At 59.1% G+C, this 17,247-nt stretch carries 15 protein-coding genes and 3 pseudogenes; 11 read left to right on the forward strand and 7 right to left on the reverse strand.

The genetic code is table 11. The features are described from left to right. Positions 1–121: 121 nt before the first annotated feature. Positions 122–1,061: pseudogene (locus tag RW095_RS03025) on the forward strand (IS110 family transposase). Here the strand turns inward: RW095_RS03025 and RW095_RS03030 are convergent. Further along, a pseudogene (locus tag RW095_RS03030) lies at positions 1,046–2,321 on the reverse strand (IS30 family transposase). The pseudogenes RW095_RS03025 and RW095_RS03030 sit on opposite strands and share 16 nt — an antisense overlap. A 93-nt stretch (positions 2,322–2,414) precedes the next feature. Here RW095_RS03030 and RW095_RS41195 point away from each other — a divergent pair. Then, positions 2,415–2,753, forward strand: coding sequence for an integrase core domain-containing protein (locus tag RW095_RS41195; protein WP_394365036.1), 339 nt, complete (start codon positions 2,415–2,417; stop codon positions 2,751–2,753). 398 nt (positions 2,754–3,151) lie between these two features. Here RW095_RS41195 and RW095_RS03040 read toward each other — a convergent pair whose 3' ends face one another. After that, on the reverse strand, positions 3,152–4,069 hold the full coding sequence (locus tag RW095_RS03040) for a LysR family transcriptional regulator (RefSeq protein WP_317016351.1): 918 nt from the start codon (positions 4,067–4,069) through the stop codon (positions 3,152–3,154). Positions 4,070–4,275: 206 nt separating this feature from the next. Between RW095_RS03040 and RW095_RS03045 the strand changes: the two genes are divergently transcribed. The 8 genes from RW095_RS03045 (at position 4,276) to RW095_RS03080 (ending at position 11,377) form a co-directional block, all read left to right on the forward strand. Continuing rightward, positions 4,276–5,124 (forward strand): transporter substrate-binding domain-containing protein, encoded by an 849-nt coding sequence (locus RW095_RS03045; RefSeq protein WP_317016352.1) that lies wholly within the window; start codon positions 4,276–4,278, stop codon positions 5,122–5,124. 6 nt (positions 5,125–5,130) lie between these two features. Then, a complete protein-coding gene (locus RW095_RS03050) occupies positions 5,131–5,778 on the forward strand; it encodes an amino acid ABC transporter permease (protein ID WP_317016354.1) in 648 nt (215 codons plus the stop codon). Continuing rightward, complete coding sequence (locus RW095_RS03055) at positions 5,775–6,431, forward strand: amino acid ABC transporter permease (RefSeq protein WP_317016355.1); 657 nt, start codon at positions 5,775–5,777, stop codon at positions 6,429–6,431. The genes RW095_RS03050 and RW095_RS03055 overlap by 4 nt, the downstream gene beginning before the upstream one ends. Before the next feature lie 2 nt (positions 6,432–6,433). After that, the gene (locus RW095_RS03060) at positions 6,434–7,246 is read left to right on the forward strand and encodes an amino acid ABC transporter ATP-binding protein (RefSeq protein WP_317016714.1); all 813 of its coding nucleotides are present in this window, start codon (positions 6,434–6,436) and stop codon (positions 7,244–7,246) included. Positions 7,247–7,333: 87 nt separating this feature from the next. Continuing rightward, the gene (locus tag RW095_RS03065) at positions 7,334–8,146 is read left to right on the forward strand and encodes an urea amidolyase associated protein UAAP1 (protein ID WP_317016356.1); all 813 of its coding nucleotides are present in this window, start codon (positions 7,334–7,336) and stop codon (positions 8,144–8,146) included. Continuing rightward, positions 8,143–8,784: an urea amidolyase associated protein UAAP2 gene (locus RW095_RS03070; protein ID WP_216675003.1), complete on the forward strand. Its 642-nt coding sequence runs from the start codon at positions 8,143–8,145 to the stop codon at positions 8,782–8,784. The genes RW095_RS03065 and RW095_RS03070 overlap by 4 nt, the downstream gene beginning before the upstream one ends. 206 nt (positions 8,785–8,990) lie before the next feature. Beyond that, positions 8,991–10,280: an amidase gene (locus tag RW095_RS03075; protein WP_317016358.1), complete on the forward strand. Its 1,290-nt coding sequence runs from the start codon at positions 8,991–8,993 to the stop codon at positions 10,278–10,280. A gap of 95 nt (positions 10,281–10,375) precedes the next feature. Further along, entirely contained in the window at positions 10,376–11,377 is a 1,002-nt protein-coding gene (locus RW095_RS03080; RefSeq protein ID WP_317016360.1) for a D-2-hydroxyacid dehydrogenase, read from the forward strand. A 103-nt stretch (positions 11,378–11,480) separates the two neighbouring features. Here the strand turns inward: RW095_RS03080 and RW095_RS03085 are convergent, their stop codons facing one another. From RW095_RS03085 to RW095_RS03100, 4 genes are all read right to left on the reverse strand, one after another. Then, entirely contained in the window at positions 11,481–12,182 is a 702-nt protein-coding gene (locus tag RW095_RS03085) for an IS6 family transposase (protein WP_317016361.1), read from the reverse strand. Between the two features lie 284 nt (positions 12,183–12,466). Next, the gene (locus RW095_RS03090; protein ID WP_317016363.1) at positions 12,467–12,895 is read right to left on the reverse strand and encodes a UPF0158 family protein; all 429 of its coding nucleotides are present in this window, start codon (positions 12,893–12,895) and stop codon (positions 12,467–12,469) included. Between the two features lie 99 nt (positions 12,896–12,994). Further along, positions 12,995–13,567, reverse strand: a complete 573-nt coding sequence (locus RW095_RS03095) for a DUF7686 domain-containing protein (protein WP_317016364.1) — start codon at positions 13,565–13,567, stop codon at positions 12,995–12,997. A 255-nt stretch (positions 13,568–13,822) separates the two neighbouring features. Then, on the reverse strand, positions 13,823–14,461 hold the full coding sequence (locus RW095_RS03100) for a hypothetical protein (RefSeq protein ID WP_317016365.1): 639 nt from the start codon (positions 14,459–14,461) through the stop codon (positions 13,823–13,825). 688 nt (positions 14,462–15,149) lie between these two features. Between RW095_RS03100 and RW095_RS03105 the strand changes: the two genes are divergently transcribed. Then, entirely contained in the window at positions 15,150–15,488 is a 339-nt protein-coding gene (locus RW095_RS03105) for a hypothetical protein (RefSeq protein WP_317016366.1), read from the forward strand. Between the two features lie 672 nt (positions 15,489–16,160). Here the strand turns inward: RW095_RS03105 and RW095_RS03110 are convergent. Next, positions 16,161–17,230: pseudogene (locus tag RW095_RS03110) on the reverse strand (IS110 family transposase). Positions 17,231–17,247: the final 17 nt, after the last annotated feature.

The raw sequence follows: 17,247 nt of genomic DNA on the forward strand, positions 1-17,247 counted from the left end.
TTCACCTCGTCGATACGTGTGACTCAAGAAGGGCCTGACGCCCTGTCACTTTACTGTCTTGTCCAGGTACTCGATGCCGGTGAGATCGCCCATATCCTATCGGCAACCGGAGCGAGGCTGTATGAAAGAAGAACAGGCTACTGCTGGCCGTCGCAGCATCGTAGGCGGCGTTGATACGCATAAGGATCTGCATTTCGCGGCTGTGGTTGACGAACTTGATCGCCTTCTCGGCAGCGAATGCTTCCCAACCACGCGGCACGGCTACAAGCAGATGTTGCTTTGGATGCGCTCATTCGGTGAGCTTGTCCGGGTCGGCGTCGAGTGCACCGGGAGCTACGGCGCGGGCTTACTGCGCTACCTGCAGCAGGCCCATGTAACCGTGCTGGAGGTAACCGCACCGGATAAGAGCGACCGGCGCAAACGTGGCAAGGACGACACGCTGGACGCCTACAACGCGGCTCACGCTGCCTTCGCCGGCGTGCGTACCGTCACGCCCAAGACGCGCGATGGCATGATTGAGTCGCTACGCGTTCTGAAAGTCTGCCGGAAGACGGCCATTTCGGCGCGTCGCGTCGCTTTACAGCTGATCCACAGTACCATCATCAGCGCGCCCGATGAATTACGTGAATCACTACGCGCGATGACACGAATGCAGCTCATCCGAACATTGGCTGCGTGGCGTCCGGATCTGTCGGACTATCGGAACCTGACCTCTGCTTGCCGAATTGCACTGAAGTCACTGGGACGTCGGTATCTGGAGTTGCACGACGAGATTGCCGACCTCGACGTCATGATCGCAACGCTCGTGGACGAACTCGCCCCCGATCTTGTCTCGCGAAATTCGATTGGTTACGAGTCGGCTTCGCAACTGTTATTGACCGCAGGCGATAACAGCGACCGGAACCGACGCTCGCACAAAGGCCTACGTCGCCAAACGTGTCGGCGAGGGGCATTCGAAACTTGAAGCAATCCGCTGCCTCAAGCGCTATATCGCGCGGGAGGTCTACTACGTAATCCAGCAACGCAACCGCCAGATCACGCAGGCTCAAATTACCGCTTGATCTTTAGAAGGGCGTCCAGGGCTGTCAGGGCGGATTCGACCGGTCGTCGCAACACTGGATTGTTGAACAGACCTTAGGTACTCGTCCAGGGCTTCCGCAGGCGTCTTCCATCCAAGAGTTTTTCGCGGCCTTGAGTTCAACGTATTAGCAACGGCTCGGATCTCCCGAGCACTCCACCGGGACAGGTCTGTGCCTTTTGGAAAGTATTGTCGTAGAAGTCCGTTGGTGTTTTCATTCGTGCCACGCTGCCACGGGCTTTGCGGGTCGGCGAAGAATACTTTCACGCCAGACTCTATAGTGAAGCGGGCGTGATCGGAAAGCTCCTTGCCACGATCCCATGTCAATGACCGCCATAACTCAGCAGGCAAGCCTGTCACAGTCTTCTTGAGTGCGTTGGCCATCGTGACGGCCCCGTAGCCGGCTAGCGCAGGCCCGTTCTTCGTCCGCGGAATCAACCCGTAGCCTTTCTCTCGAGGTAAATGCACGAGCATTGTGAAACGGCTTGATCTTTCCACCAGCGTCCCGATGGCGGATCGATTCAGGCCAATGAGGAGGTCGCCTTCCCAATGGCCCGGCACAGCACGATCTTCCGCCTCTGCAGGCCGACTGGAAATCATCACCTGTTCACTGACATGCGCCCACGCCTTAGCACGTGCTCTCGCTCGCGGAACGCGCAACGCGCGCCCGGTGCGCAGGCAGCCCACCAGCTCGCGCTTGAGTGCGCCGCGCCCTTGAATATAAAGCGCTTGATAAATGGCTTCGTGAGAGATGCGCATAGACTCATCATCCGGGAAATCTACGGGCAACCGATTAGCAATTTGTTCGGGTGACCAGCCGTTGACCCACTTTCGGTCCCCGCGATGCGGAAGCACGATACTCGAGACACCCACCTCGAGTCGCAGCATTGCGCGTAAGTTCTCGTGATACGGTTGATGCATTTCGTCCGATACGGCGGGCGATCTCGCGCACCCCGAACCCCTGGACAGAGAGCAAGGCTATTTCTTCTCGCTCAGCGAACGACAAGTATCGACCAGCGATGGGTTTGGACATGAATAGTGGCATGCCGCCACGATAGCGGAACCAGCGCGAGCCCACCGCTTGAGATGCGCCTACCGCCTCCGCTGCTTTCTCGCTTGTAATACCAGTCGCGATCTGTTGCCAAAACCGACGCTCGATCTCATGTCCAAGTGATGGCGCGCCCGGCGAGTACATCGCTGCTCGCCCTGTCAACCGATACACCTGCTTTGCACTTCGTCCCATGCAACGCCTCCTCGATCAAAGGTGTTGCGACGACCGGTCGAATCCGCCCAGTACACGTCCATTGCCTTCGGCCGACGTTGTCGCGAGGCCGGCGTGCAACCGTCAATGGGGACCGCCGGCGACGCCTATGACAACGCGATGTGTGAGTCGTTCTTCGGCACGCTCGAGGCAGAGCTGCTATCGCGCGAACACCTTGCAACTCATGAGCAGGCGCGTCGGCGCGTGTTCTCGTTCCTGGAAGGTTGGTACAACGTACGCCGCCTGCACAGCAGCATCGGGTATTGCTCGCCGCTCGAATTCGAAAACCTGCATGCGCCGCATCAGCCCTCACCACAGCGCGGGTTGCCCACCGCCGGGCAGCGTCAGGGTCGAGAGAAGCGACCCGCCGCCCGGCGGTGGACAACCCGCGAGTCAACCCTTAACGGAGGCTAGACCAAATCGAATCGCTGACTACAAATCTGTCCGTCAAACCGGGTCAACCTCAGACATTCACAGAACTACCGCTAAGAGTGCCGCGAATGACTGCATGCGAGAAATTTTAATGCCCGGAGCCGACCGGTTGGGAACGCGCAATGTGCATTCGCGCCGCTTTCATATAAGTCGGCGCCCGGTTGCCGAAACGTTGCATACGGCAAATACCGAGCCACTGGTTTCACCAGGTCGTTCCCAAAGCGGAGGTGAACTCGGCTATGCGCCTTTCAAATGTGCCGTCGATACCTCCATTAGCTTTCGCAAGCGACGCCGGATCAAACGCGCTTTGGAATAAGTAGCGGTGGTGTACGTTCGTCGACATCCCCGATCCTTCACGCAATCCGGGAATCATCGTTCAACTATAAGATCGGATCGAAGACAGGTGGCCAGAAATTAGGAGAACTTTTAATATGGTTTACAAATCGGTCGACGATTGGACTCTCGCAGCTATTCCAGATCAGACTCGTTTCGATCGCAACCGGCATATCTTCCACCTGCTGGTACGCCACGCCGGGGCGGGCGAAACGCGCGAAGACCTGGGGCACCCATGCAATGCCCATCCCCGCTGCGACGAGGCTCACGATAGTCTGCATCTCGATAGCCTCCTGCGCGATATGAGGGGTGATCCCCTTCACGTGGTAGTACGACAGCAGTGCATCGAAGAGCGACGGCATGATTTGGCGGGGAAAGAGAACAATCGGGTCCGACGCAATGTCTGCGAAGGACACCGGCTGGCGCTTCGCAAGCCGGTGATTGACTGGAAGCGCAACGAGAAACGGCTCGACCAGCAAAGTTAGCGCCGAAAGTCCGACTGGCGCAGCGCCCATAGCGTGCAGGACAAAGCCGGCATCCACCTGGTCTGCACCAAGCGCCTCGAGCTGCACATCGAGCGTTGCCTCGCGAAGCTCCAGCAGAACGTCCGGGTTCGCGTGCCGGAAACCACTGACCCAGCCGGGCATCCTGCCATAGGCCACCGTTGACGCGAAGGCAACGCGCAGACGGCCGGTCTGTCCTTCCGCAGCCGCCTTGACGATCCTCGGCAATTCGTCTGAAGCGCGAATCAGTTGCCGTGCATAGGCAAGTAGTGCTTCGCCGCCTGGCGTCAACGTCACGCTTTTCCGGGTGCGGTCAAACAACGCCACCTCGAGAGACGCCTCAAGGCTGTGCATAGCCTGCGTAAGAGGAGGTTGAGTCATGTGGAGCCGCTCGGCTGCACGTCGAAAATGCAATTCCTCCGCAACGGCGACGAACTGGCGTAGCTGTCGTATGTCGGTCACTGATATGTCCCGCGTATCAAATATGCGTGTGCAATATATTGGACCCTCCAATTTTGATTCTCAATACTTTTCTTATCGGCGAGCGGGATTTCAGTGCGCGCCGATGTGCTGCCTGCGTGCCGTTTTGCTTCAGGTGATTTTAACTAGCTGTCTGTTCGTGCGCTAAACCGTCGCCTCGACTTTTGCCAACCTTTCAGGATCTGAAGATGACCAAGCTTTCAAAGGCCTTAGCTGCCCGACGCCGCGCTCTCGCCGCCATGTTGCTTCCCCTGGTTGCGTGGGCAACCATCGGCACTGCGCACGCGGCGTCCCTCGAGGAAATCAAAAAGCGCGGCTACATTGTCGTGGCCACCGAAGACGACTACCGGCCCTTTGAATTCGTCAAGGACGGCAAGCCCACGGGCTTCGATAATGAAATGGTCGATGCGATGCGGAAGTACGCGCCCTTCGAGATCCGTCATGAAATTTTGCCCTTCACCGGCATCCTCGCCGGCGTCGCGACGGGTAAATACGACATCGCGATCACCGGGGCAACAATGACGAAGGACCGGATGCAATCGCTCGACTTCGCGAGCCCGATTGCGGACGCGACCGACTACTACGTCAAGCGAAAGAACGACGACTCGATCAAGTCGATCATGGACCTGAGCGGCAAAACAGTCGGCGTTCAGGCCGGCAGCGCGCAACTCGCTCACCTGTCTCAACTGCAGGCACAGATCGAGAAGAGCGGCGGCAAGATGGGCAAGATCGTGCAGTACACCTCGTATCCCGAGGCATACCAGGACCTGGCATTGGGCCGCACTGATTACGTCGTGAATACGATCATCAACCTCACGACGCTCGTCAATCAGAAACCCGGCGTCTTCGCGCTGGGACAACCTGTAGCCGCTCAGTCGATGGCGGCGTGGTCTGTGCAAAAGGGCAATGCCGACCTGCTCGCGTACGTCAACGAGTTCATCGCCAAGGAAAAGGCAAACGGCACGGTGGCGACCCTGCAGAAGAAATGGTTCGGTCAATCATTCAACCTACCGGTGACGTTCACCCCTGAATACTGAGCGCGAATGAGTTACTCCGACGTACTGTCGATTTTTAGCGGGGCGTTTACCACGCTCCTGCTGTCGGTTGCTGGCATTGCCCTGGGCCTGCCTATTGGACTCGGTATGGCCTTGCTGCGCTGGGGCCGCGTACCGGCCGTTGCCCGCTTTGTCGCCGTTTACGTGAGTCTGCTGCGGGCGTCACCGTTAGTCACCCTCCTGCTGCTGCTGTTCTACGGATTGCCCAATATGGGCATTGAAATCGGTCCGATTGCCGCCGGAGTGCTTGCGCTCACGATGAATACCTCAGCTTTCTATTGCGAGATCTGGCGCTCGGCACTCCTTGCCTTTCCGCGGGAACAACTGGAGGCTGCGCGGGCAGTGGGAATGCGGCGGAGCATGTGTCTTCGCCGCATTGTGCTCCCGCAGATCGCACGCACAAGCCTCCCCGCGCTGGTCAACGAGATGTCGCAATTGATCAAGGTCACGCCGGTGCTTGCTATTGTGGGTGTGGTCGATATCACACGGGCTGCGGTTCGCATCGGCGCCGACACCTATCAGCCCTTGCCGCCGTTCTACGTCGCCCTGGCGATTTACATACCGATCATCTTCGCGCTCGTCAGCGTTCAGCGCTGGATTGAGCGCAGGCAGGCTCGCCTGGAGGCATCAGCGTGATCCACGATTTCGGCATTGTCTGGTTACACCGCGATATGCTTTTGTCAGGCCTTGCGAACACCGTCATTTTGTCTGTGTCGGCGGCATTGAGTGCGCTCCTGATCGGTGCGCTGGTTTCAACGGTCCTCGTTCGCCGCGCGCGCGTCGCTGGCCATATTGTCCGCTTCTTGATAGACGTCGCACGCTGCACGCCGTTCCTTCTATTTGCCTACATTGTCTACTACGGCCTGCCTTCGCTCGGACTGCGTTTCGACAACTGGGGCGCAGGGGTGCTGGCATTGATTGTCTACCACTCCGCCTACATGGCCGAAATTATAGGGTCGGCCTGGCTCTCTCTGCCGCGCGACCCAATCGAAGCGGGCCATGCGTTCGGATATAGCGGCCTGCGCCTCTTTCACCGCATCGTGATGCCGCCGCTCGCTATGAACGCGGCGCCGGTAATAGGCAATCAGATCATTCAAATCGTCAAGGACAGCGCATTTCTGACGATCATTGCGCTACCGGAACTCACCAACGCGGCGAGCGCCATTCAGTCGCAGTATTTCGTCCCATTTGCGGCCTTTATCACGGCCATGTTGCTGTATTGGGCGCTCTGCCTGGTAGTCGAAGCCTTTGTATCCGTCCTGGGCCGGATGGCGGAGGCGCGCCGATGAATATGATGCACTACCCTACGAAAATGGACGATTCCCAGGCGGTTCTGAACATTATTGGACTCTCGAAGAGCTTTGGATCCTTGCAGGTGCTCGACAACGTCAGCTTTAGCGTTGCCGCGGGAGAGACGGTCTGCCTCTTAGGACCATCCGGTTCAGGAAAATCGACGCTGCTGCGCTGCGCTAACTGGCTTGAGCGTCCAGACCAGGGGCGCATTCTGCTGAAGGGAGAACAGGTCGGCGTCTCAAATGCCGGCGTCGTCATGAGCGACCGCGATCTCGCGAGGATGCGCATGCGCATCGGCATGGTGTTTCAGCATTTCGCGCTGTGGCCTCATCTGACCGTTTTGCAAAATGTGATGGAGGCGCCGGTGCACGTGCAGCGCCGCCCTAAAGACGTGGTGCGCGAGGAAGCAGAAGCACTCTTGCGCCGCGTTGGAATGTATGAGAAGAGAAACGCGTTTCCAGCGCGTCTTTCGGGCGGTCAAAAGCAACGGATTGGAATCGCAAGAGCGCTGGCCATGAAACCGGAACTGCTGCTCTTCGATGAACCGACCAGTGCGCTCGATCCCGAACTCGTCGGCGAAGTGCTTGCCGTCATGCGGGATCTCGCAAGCGAGGGCATGACCATGGTCGTCGTTACCCACGAAATGGCTTTTGCAAGGGACGCCGCAAGCCGCATTGCCTTTATGGATCGAGGCGCGATCGTCGAAAGCGCGGCGCCTGACGTTTTCTTCTCCGCTCCGGCCACAGAGCGCGCACGCCAATTTCTGCAGCGCTATTCCGCTGCATCCGACCGTTCGTTGGCATCCAGTTGACCACGAGCACTGCTAAACCACCACGCTAGGATTCCGAGCGATGACATATACAGAACTGCTGGCATGACTATCCATTCGAATACCCCAATGGCCGAGCGCGAAGCGCATCGAGCCCGCTACGAGGCACTTCGTGCCGAAGGGCAAGGCGCGTCGGCGCAAGCGCTACCGCCGCTTACCGTGCGCGATCAGCCAGTGCATGACGATGCCGTCCTGCACCGCGAACACGTGCCGGGCGGCTGGTACTGGACCACACGTCTGGCGCGTGGCGAAGCGCTGCGCATTGTGAACACGGCGGGCACCTCTGCTGTTTCGATGGTGGCGTGGTGCGAAACGGATCCCTCTGAACGCCTGAATACCGCGGACACGATGAAAGTGCAGTGGAGCACCGGGCTGCGCAAGGGTCGCGTGATTTATACGGAAATGGGACGGTTAGCGTTCTCCATTGTGGAAGACACCTCCGGCGCGCACGACCCGCTCGTCGGGCCAACCACGAAAGAATCGATGGAGAAGGCACTCGGGCACTCGGCGGCGAGGAACTCCCGCGATAACTTCTTCCTGGCCGCGGCAAAGCTTGGCTTGGCGCGTCGCGACGTGCCGGCCTGCATCAACTTTTTCGCACCAGTGGCGATCGCCGCCGACGGCCGGTTCGTCTGGCACCCGGAGCGGCGGACACCGGCAGATTTTGTCGACGTTCGCGCGGAAATGGAACTCCTCGTCGTGTTGTCCAACGCAGGCCATCCGCTTGATCCGGCTGTGCAAGCAGTGCCTGCGCCTGTTGATGTGATCCAGTTTGTCACACCTCAACTAGGGCCCGGCGACTCCTGTCGCCATGCCTGCAGAGAAGTCGAACGTGCATTCGAACAAACTGAGCGGCACATCCGCCGCGGGAGCAGGTCATGATGGGAACGTCCGCTTTTACAGACCTCGTGCTCGACGTGGTCATACCCGCCCGCTCGCCGTGGTCCCACGTGTTGCGTCGCGGACAGAAACTGCGCCTTATCGACGTTGAGGGGCAGCAAGCAGTCGATGCCCTGTTTTACAGCGCCGCGGACACCGCGCAACGCTACAGCGCACAGGACACGGTGCGCGAACAGGGATCGGCTTACATAGGACTCGGCACACGACTCGTATCCAACCAGGGTGCCGTGATGGCGCAGGTGGTCGAAGACAGTTCGGGCAGGCATGACACGCTGGCAGGTTGTTGTTCATGCGAGAGCAACGTGGTCCGGTTTGGCGAAGCAACCCGCTATCAGCACGCATGCAGGGAGAATTTTGTGCTGGAGCTCGGGCGGTATGGGATGGGCAAGCGGGACATCGCGCCCAACGTGAACTTCTTCATGAACGTGCCGATTGACGACGCCGGCAATTTCGCCGTGCTCGACGGCATATCGCCACCGGGAAGCTACATTGATCTGGTTGCAGAGATGGATCTGCTATGTGTGTTCTCCAATTGTCCGCAGATCAACAACCCTAGCAATGACTTCAACCCGACGCCTGTACGCGTGATGATATGGGACGCCGCTCCGCAGCCGGCATAGACGGGTGACATAATCTCACGGCCGCGCGGACGAGTTCGGGCAATCAGGCCGGCGGCCGGTCCGGACTCGTTTATCACTCGAATGACAATCGAAAGCTAAAAAATGATCTATCTGTATTCCTTGTCAAAAAGTAATCGGGGACAAGCCGCGGATTTCTTCGCCATGTCTTACCGACGATCGCAGCCAAGCGTGCGGGAGCTTGAGGCATGAACTCTTCGAAACTCAATCAACTGGACGCATGGCAAGCGGCACGCCTGATAGCGAAACGCGAAGTTCGCGCGGTCGATTTGCTGCATGCATGCCTTGACCGGATCACGGAACGCGACGACGAAGTACACGCCTTTGCGCATCTCGATCGCGCTCACGCGCTAGTGCAGGCAAACGCCCTCGATAAGGGCCCCGTGCGTGGGCTGCTGCACGGGCTGCCGATCGGTGTGAAGGACCTGTTCGACACCATCGATTTCCCTACCGGCTACGGCTCGCCGGTCTACGGCGCGCACCGCCCGAGGGCAGACGCGGCTTCCGTCGCTCTGTGCCGCGAGGCTGGCGCTTTGGTGATGGGAAAGACAGTCACGACCGAATTCGCCTATTTTTATCCCGGGGCCACCCGTAACCCACATGACTTGACGCGCACGCCAGGCGGATCGTCGAGCGGCTCTGCAGCGGCGGTTGCTGACAGCATGCTTCCGCTGGCGCTGGGTACTCAGACGGCCGGCTCGGTCATCCGGCCGGCCGCGTATTGCGGCGTAGTCGGCTATAAGCCGAGTTTTGGGCGCGTTCCCCGTGCTGGCATCAAGAGCATCTCGGAGGCGCTCGATACGCCCGGAGGATTTGGACGTTGCGTGCGCGACGTGGCGCTGCTCGGTGCTGTGCTCACCGGCGACGCGCGGCTCAGTACCAGCCCGGACGAATCAGCCGCACCACGCATTGGCCTGTGCCGGACGCCTGAGTGGGCCCATGCGGAAGCGGACACGCAACGTGCGTGGGACACGGCGACTGCCGCACTAACGCATGTTGCGCCAACGCTTGCAGACGTCGCGCTACCGGACGATGTGCCGGATCTGGTAGCGTTGCAAAAGGAAGTCATGGCATTCGAAATGTTCCGTGCACTAAGCGTTGAGCGGCTGCATCACCGGGATCAGCTTAGCCTTCAATTGCAGGCTCATCTGGACAGCGGCAGCGTGATTTCCGGTGGCACACACGCGGCGAACCTCGCGCGTACCGAACGCGCAAGGCATCGCATTGACACCCTGTTCGACCGGTTTGACGTGTTGCTCGCGCCCAGTGCTGCGGGTGAAGCGCCAGTTGGCGTCGACGCAACTGGCGATCCGCTGTTTTGCCGCGGCTGGACTTTGCTAGGACTGCCCTGCGTGCATTTGCCGTTCACGCGTGGCAGCAACGGGCTTCCAGTGGGACTGCAGCTAGTCGGCCGCTGGGGCGACGACCATCGCCTGCTTTCGAGCGCGCAGTGGATTTACGACAGACTGACGCAATAAGCGCGGCTCGTAACGCGGTTGCCTGTTCTCGCGGCCGCGCGCCGTCAACCACGAAGGTTTATGGTGCGGACCGCTCAATAGAAGGAACACGATAGATGCACGTCCACCTAGAAAATACGACCTCCAAGCCCCGTCCGTTCTGGCTTACGCCTGAACTAGTCGACGCCGCGCGCTCGAGCAATGCCGCGCTGCCGGGCGAAGTGCGGTTCACCGTCGGTAGGGATCTGGAAAACTTCGCCGGCAGCTTATCGACTGCGACAGTGCTCGTTACATCGTCGGGCGTCATTTGCGATCCGCGGTTTCCGCGCGGTGATCTGGCCGCGGCTGCGCCCAATCTACGATTTATTCACCTGATCGATGCAGGCGTGGAAGACGTCATGCCGTTGAACTGGCTGCCGGCGAACGTCCAGCTAGTCAACAACAGCGGCGTACACGTAGAGAAGGCACGCGAATTCACGATCATGTCGTTGCTCGCACTCAACGCGCGCCTCCCGGAAATAGTGTGGCACCAGCAGCGGGCGCAATGGGATCAGGTTTTCACACCGCTCATTCGAGGAAAATCGCTCCTGGTCATTGGGCTTGGTGACATGGGACAGGCAGCAGTGGCAGCTGGCCACACGCTCGGCATGAAAGTCTTTGGCGTACGGCGTTCGGGCATGAGTGTACCTGGCGTCGAGCGAGTTTATTTGCCGGGTCAACTACATGAGGCGGTCGAATTAGCTGACTTCATCGTGATCGCTACGCCCTTGACTTCCGGTACGCGGAACCTCGTTAGTCGGTCAGTTTTGGAAGCGACGAAGCAATCGGCAGCATTGTTGAATATTGGGCGAGCGGACGTTCTGGATCACGGCGCGCTCGTCGACTTGCTAAGGAATGGCAGGCTAAGCGGCGCGATATTGGACGTGTTGCCGCAAGAGCCGTTGCCCTCATCGTCGGAACTTTGGGCCTGCCCGAACCTGATTATCAATCCACATGTAGGCGCGGACGACCCAACCACTTACATGACGGAAACGATGCGATTGCTTTTCGCCAATTTGCAGCAACACCTTACCGGCCGGCCGCTTCAAAATATCGTAGATCGGATGACCGAATACTAAGAGGCTGCCCCGCTGCGAGGGTTGGGCAGCAGGTCATGCGCGATATGGGGTTCTGTCGCAGTAAGACGGTTAAGTCGTACAAAGGCAATATGATGAGGATAGCTTACATAACCAACGAGTAAAACTGGCAGGCTGCAGATGGCTTGATTTTGCCAGTGTGTATCATCTGCCCTTTGGCAATCATATGCATGATCTCGATGCCACTGAGAATGACGCGCGCGCAGCGGAAGTCCTTGAACCCGAGCATCGGTCGGATGATGCGTTTGATGGCCCGATGGTCCTGTTCAACCACGTTGTTGAGATACTTGACCTGACGGATCTCAATGGGTGTGTCGCACTCGGCGTTCATCGCGTGCAGCGCGGCCAGATTAGCTCCGCTTTTGTCGATCGTCACCGTCTCGGGTACGCCGTTTTGCCGGATCGATTTTTCGAAATACCGCTGGGCAGCAGCCTTGTTCCGCCTGGCTCGCAGAAGAAAATCGACCGTGTTGCCTTCTTTCTCCACGGCCCGGTAGAGGTACTTCCATTCGCCCCGGACCCTCACATAGGTTTCGTCCATCCTCCAGCTCTTGCCGACCGCTCGCTTGCACCGGCGGAAGGCCTTCTCAAGCGCGGGCAGAAGCTTGATGGCCCAGCGGTGCACCGTGGAATGATCCACCGCAAACCCACGCTCGGCCATCATTTCCTCGAGATGACGCAAGCTAAGCGGATAGGCAACGTACCAACGCACGCAGGTCAGCATTACTTCCAGAGGATAGTGCAACCGTTTAAGCACCCGTGCCACACCCGGATCCAGCGTCTTCATTCCTCACCCACGCGACCGTTTCGATCCGCGCAGATTAACAGAAGGCCTTGTTGCGACAAAACCCGCGCTCGCTGTCGCGCTCCTGGACGTTTTCGTCCAGCCCGAGGAAATCGAAGAGGTACAGCCGTTGAGCGCGTCGCGCGCAAGATCGCACTGCGGAGGTGGCAGCCGGTCGGCGAAATTCGTGACGGCACGTCCGGCACGCGCATGGGAGGCCGTCTCGATCGGCATGGACCACCGAAGGGAGCACACCTGCCTGGCGTTGGGAAAACTGATAGCGCCCGTCAGGGCTCAACGACCTCAAGCCCGTTTTCGGCACACCATTTCCTCAGCGCGCTGTCGACCGCATCAGCTTCAAACGAATACCAGCGCTCCAGAACGCCTTCGCGCTCCAGCAATTCCTTGAAACGCGCATAGGCCCCTTGCCGCCGGAAAAATCCTTCGACCTGCTCGTAACGTGCAGGCAACTCCTGTGCGACAAAGCGCAAGGCGAGACGTCTTCCGAGATCAAGCTCGTTCTTATGCGGTATGGCGAGGTAGCGATCCGAAGTTTCAAGGTCGTCAGGGATCTCCTCGTCAAACGTTTCATTGGAATCGGAGGTCCACCAGACCTTGCCCGTATCGAGCGAGATGTACGCGTTATGCTCCATTGGCCCCGCGTGGCTGACGAAGTCAAAGGCCATAGCAAGATCGTCGCGGCTGACTGCGACCATGGCTCTCCTCCGATAGGGTTGCAACGTTCGAGCGGCCGGGTTGGCATCCCGTTTCGGGGCCAAGGTTAACCGCCCATCTCGCGGCGTCGGCGTCACAACTCAAAGCTCTTCGCTCGGATCAGCGATATCGAGCCGGAACTGCCAACCTTCCATGCTCATGAGCATTCGCCCAAGATCGTTCCACGAGACCTCCTTGCCGTCGACCACCACGAGTGCCAATTGTCCTGCCTGCGACTCGTCCCATTCGATACGCCCACGCACCGTGCCGTCGATGATCTGGCGTTCATGAAAATCGATGTGCCTGACCGACAGTGCGCGACGCATCTTTTCGACGAGACGCCCGAGCAGCGCGAACACGTCGTCGTCAGGTTCGCCGATGAGCTGGAACCGGTAGCCGGCTCGAAGTTCTCCGCGAAGCTCAAAGGCATCCAGTGCAAGCCGGTCGCCCAGGAGCCGGAGCTGGAAATGGAACCGGTGCGACTCCCCTTTGCAGTCAATCATCCGGATGGGGTCCAGGACGTTCTCAAAACCGGTGAATCCGGTGGACTCGGCAATCGTGGCATTGAAGCACGAAGTGCAGAGCAATTCATAGCTACCATCGCCGGAGCCGCAGTGGATGGTGTCCCAGGGCGGCGTCGGGTTGCCGCATTGTTCGCATCGCTCATGTGCCATGTCGTGCCTGCTGTAACGGTTCTTCCTGCGATCCCTGGGAAAGTTGAACTTCGGTTGCTGATTTCGACACGGTCGCCCGCTGCATGCAAGGATAAGGAGCGCAACGGTGAGAGGCCATCCGTGCCGGTAAGGGCGGTAACGATTGCGGCCGACAAAGAAGGGCACATTCCAGGTCGCCGAGGTGGCCGTCAGTGTTGCTCGCCAGCGACGCGCTGCGTGCAATCAACACGATTGGACGTTTGCATCAGCGCAGCGCTATTGACATGTCACACTCACGTTGGAGATGTCGCCGTCCGGGACGGTGCCGGTGCCGTTCGTCACTACGCACGTCCGCGTTGGTGGGATCGGTTGCGCCGAGACCGTAACCGAATAAACATCACCGTATCGCACCTTCGTGGGAAAGTTGAAACTGCCGTTAGCTGCGAGAGCGAGGGAATTCGCGCCGTTGTTTTGCAGCGTGATGGTCGTACCCGGTGCGAGGCCATTCAGGGTGCCACCCAGGGTATGACTGTTCGGAGTACAGATGACGTTAACATTTGCGTCGGCCGGGCCGTAGCCGCTTCCATCCTGGTGGTAGATCGTGCATGACTGCCCGACCGGCTGGGTTAGAACCGTGACGCTAAAGTTGCGGGAGCTGTCCACCGTGTTGTTAAACGAAAATCCTCCGTTGTTGCTCAGCGTCAGATTGTCGGTGCCGTTGTCTTGAAGGGTAACCGAACTGTTGGCGAGAAGCCCGGAAAGGCTGCCACCGACCGTATAGCAAGTGCCCTCGTCCAGACAGTCCCAACCACCCCCGCACGAAGACAATGTCAGTGCTATCGCAGCAGCAGCCAGATACGGGCGACGATGAAACAGCTGATGCGCGCTTTCGGCCGAGGAGTAAGCGGAGTTCATCTAGATCAACCTTGGGTTTGCATCAAAAGGGCTACTTTGCGTCGTCGCGGAACGCGTGCGTCGGCGCTCGACCATCAAAATAAGGTCGTGCGGGGAACCGACCGAGCCGCACCGGAATCATCACGACCTATGCTCACACCGGGCAGGACCACCGTCGGCGGCCATGTCGGCTGTGTCAAACCGCACGCTTCAATCGAGGCTTGTCGAAGCTGCGCTGGCGAGAACAGCGCACAACACTTCAGTCGTCATTCGGAGCATCGTTTGACACGCCAGCGTGTGGAGCGCAGTCGTGAAACCTGTGCGTATTGCGCAGAGCGCGAGAGCGGCTGGCTTACCCGGCAACCTGCGAATAAATTATTACCAAATCATTACGAAGGCTATGCTGCGCGTTCCTCCACGACAACCGGGCAAACCCGAGGGTGCACTGCAGCAAACCGTTTTGTAACAAAGCTGTCGCTGTGCTGGCGCCCGCGTTGATCCTGGGTAATTTTGGAAACCTGCGCATTCGTTGCTGTATCAGAAATGTGGCACGCGAAACCCCCGTCTTAGGGCATCAGCGGAACGTTAGCCGTCTCTGCTCGCTCGCTTACCCTAGTCGCATCTCAGTCGGATCGAAGTCAGTGGAATGTGAACTGCACACGCGTTCAGGCGAACACGGCTCGACAGATGACCAATCAAGCCACGACAGATGACCAGTTCTAGCAATCTTGACGACGAAGCCCGCGCCGGACTGCTTTGCTATCTGGTAGTGGGGCAACTGGTCGCTCTAGCGCGTACGGGCGGGTGGCTGCGAACCGATCATTACGTGGAACTGCTGAATATCTGGTTTCACAGCAATGGGGCAGAAGCTGCCTGGCTGCAGGGCGTGCGCCTCGAGGCCTTGTCGCAAAAAACCGCACTGGATTTTGCCAGACTCCCCCCTTCGCTGATTCGGCTGGGCTTGCCAAACTGTTCACGGACGGCTGGCGAATGGATTATCGTTCGCCAATCGTCTGGAAAATCTGCGCGGCTTGCGAACGCGAATTGAAAACGAGCTAGCCGCTACACGACCCTCAACACCCCGATGCCATCCGTCTGGCAATCGACCTGCAACTTTGCCGCCAAAAGGGTCGAACTGAGCCGTTCGTAGCCACTTTGCCGAGTCTCCTCGGGCGGCGATAGTTCAGGGGCTGGAATGACAGGAGCAACGCCTGTCAGATATAGGCTTCTACCTTTACTGTAGCAAACCTGTTGCACAGGCAACTTCCCATTCTAGCATCGGCCGACTTACGCGGCCGCGGCTCACGCGCTCATCGGACGACAATCGGCCGATTCTGTTTGCAAGGACTTCCCCCGAAAGTCAAGATCGGGGTGAGATTGGTTGGCGCTGGCAAATGCGCGGCGCCAATGTTGCTGGTGGTCCAGTTGGTTGGGCAGCCATGACACTTCTCCTTTCTCAGCTCAGGCTCAGGCTCGCGCTCCGAAGCAATACCAGGAACAGACTGCGTCTTTGCAAACGGCCTTGTTGCCCGAGATGTATCGGGCGGGCCACGATATGAGCCGCACAGGAGAACCCTATTTGAAAACCGGCGAACAGGCATGAGCTACCGGGCCCCATGCGGTAATGACTCGCCAACAGAATCGTCGGGTTCTTCTCCCGTTCGGTCCGACCTCGTCTTGCTATCGCGTCGAGCAGTAGTTGAGTTTCAGGCTAACCGGGTCATGCTGTGGCGGATGGGAACGGCGGATGCATCGGATGGCGTTGCCACGCATCGGCGTCGTAATGTTCGTCCTTCGCGAGCATCGCCCACAACATCCGGGCATGCTTGTTGGCAATCGCAATCAACGTCTTGTGATAGCCCTTGCGTTCATGGAGCTGTCTGATCCACCGTTGTAGCCGGCTTGCGTGCGTGGGGTCCGCACGCAACGCCGACTGCAACGTACTTCGGGCGCCCTGAACAAGCAGCGTGCGCAGATAGACGTTGCCGCGCAGGCTGATATGTCCCAGCCGGGTCTTGCCACCCGAACTGTGCTGCCGTGGTGTCAGCCCGAGCCAGGCGCCGAACTGCCGCCCATTTCTGAAGACCTTCGCATCGGGCACTGTTGCGGCCAGCGCACTCGATGTTACCGGACCGACGCCGAGCAGTTCGCCGGCGCGTTTGGCGACATCGCTGTCTCTGGCGTGAGTGGCGATCTGCTGGTCGCAGCGGGCGAGCCTCAGGTTCAGCGCGACCAGCTGTTCGCGCACCTCGAGCAACATGGCACGCACCGGGTCAGGCAGTCTGGCGTCTTCGATCAGTGTAGGCAACGCGCCCAGAAAGCGATCGGCTGAACGTGCAATCACCACGCCAAATTCAGCCAGCAATCCACGCGTGCGATTGAGCAGCGAGGTACGTTCCTCCTGCCAGCCCTGACGTACGCTGTGCCAGGCGAGAATGGCCTGCTGGTCGACAGACTTGATTGCTACAAAGCGCATGGTTGGCTGCCGGGCCGCAACAGCGATTGCTTCAGCATCGGCTGCGTCGTTCTTGCCGCCGCGCCGGAACGGTTTGACGAATTCAGTGGAATGAGGCGAGCGATATGTCCGCGGGCGGAAAACCAGCGCCCCCAATGGTGAGAGGAGCCGCAGGCCTCCATTGCGACACGGCACCGAGGCAGTTGCTCAGCCCACCGCATGAACGCTTCACGTCGCAGCACGCGTCGCTGCAATACGGCACCGGTAGCATCAAGCACGCAGACCGCGAAGATGTCCTTTGCCAGGTCGATGCCGACAGTAGTAAGCTGGTCCATGACTTCCCCCTCCTGTT

It is taken from the genome of Paraburkholderia kirstenboschensis, assembly GCF_032806925.1.
Lineage (GTDB): Bacteria > Pseudomonadota > Gammaproteobacteria > Burkholderiales > Burkholderiaceae > Paraburkholderia > Paraburkholderia kirstenboschensis.

What these genes read in the sequence shown, in the direction of transcription:
- RW095_RS03045 (WP_317016352.1), top strand. Translation starts at nt 4,276, where the DNA reads ATGACCAAGCTTTCAAAGGCCTTAGCTGCCCGACGCCGCGCTCTCGCC.
- RW095_RS03050 (WP_317016354.1), top strand. Translation starts at nt 5,131, where the DNA reads ATGAGTTACTCCGACGTACTGTCGATTTTTAGCGGGGCGTTTACCACG.
- RW095_RS03060 (WP_317016714.1), top strand. Translation starts at nt 6,434, where the DNA reads ATGATGCACTACCCTACGAAAATGGACGATTCCCAGGCGGTTCTGAAC.
- RW095_RS03065 (WP_317016356.1), top strand. Translation starts at nt 7,334, where the DNA reads ATGGCCGAGCGCGAAGCGCATCGAGCCCGCTACGAGGCACTTCGTGCC.
- RW095_RS03070 (WP_216675003.1), top strand. Translation starts at nt 8,143, where the DNA reads ATGATGGGAACGTCCGCTTTTACAGACCTCGTGCTCGACGTGGTCATA.
- RW095_RS03075 (WP_317016358.1), top strand. Translation starts at nt 8,991, where the DNA reads ATGAACTCTTCGAAACTCAATCAACTGGACGCATGGCAAGCGGCACGC.
- RW095_RS03080 (WP_317016360.1), top strand. Translation starts at nt 10,376, where the DNA reads ATGCACGTCCACCTAGAAAATACGACCTCCAAGCCCCGTCCGTTCTGG.
- RW095_RS03085 (WP_317016361.1), bottom strand. Translation starts at nt 12,182, where the DNA reads ATGAAGACGCTGGATCCGGGTGTGGCACGGGTGCTTAAACGGTTGCAC.
- RW095_RS03090 (WP_317016363.1), bottom strand. Translation starts at nt 12,895, where the DNA reads ATGGTCGCAGTCAGCCGCGACGATCTTGCTATGGCCTTTGACTTCGTC.
- RW095_RS03095 (WP_317016364.1), bottom strand. Translation starts at nt 13,567, where the DNA reads ATGGCACATGAGCGATGCGAACAATGCGGCAACCCGACGCCGCCCTGG.
- RW095_RS03100 (WP_317016365.1), bottom strand. Translation starts at nt 14,461, where the DNA reads ATGAACTCCGCTTACTCCTCGGCCGAAAGCGCGCATCAGCTGTTTCAT.
- RW095_RS03105 (WP_317016366.1), top strand. Translation starts at nt 15,150, where the DNA reads ATGACCAGTTCTAGCAATCTTGACGACGAAGCCCGCGCCGGACTGCTT.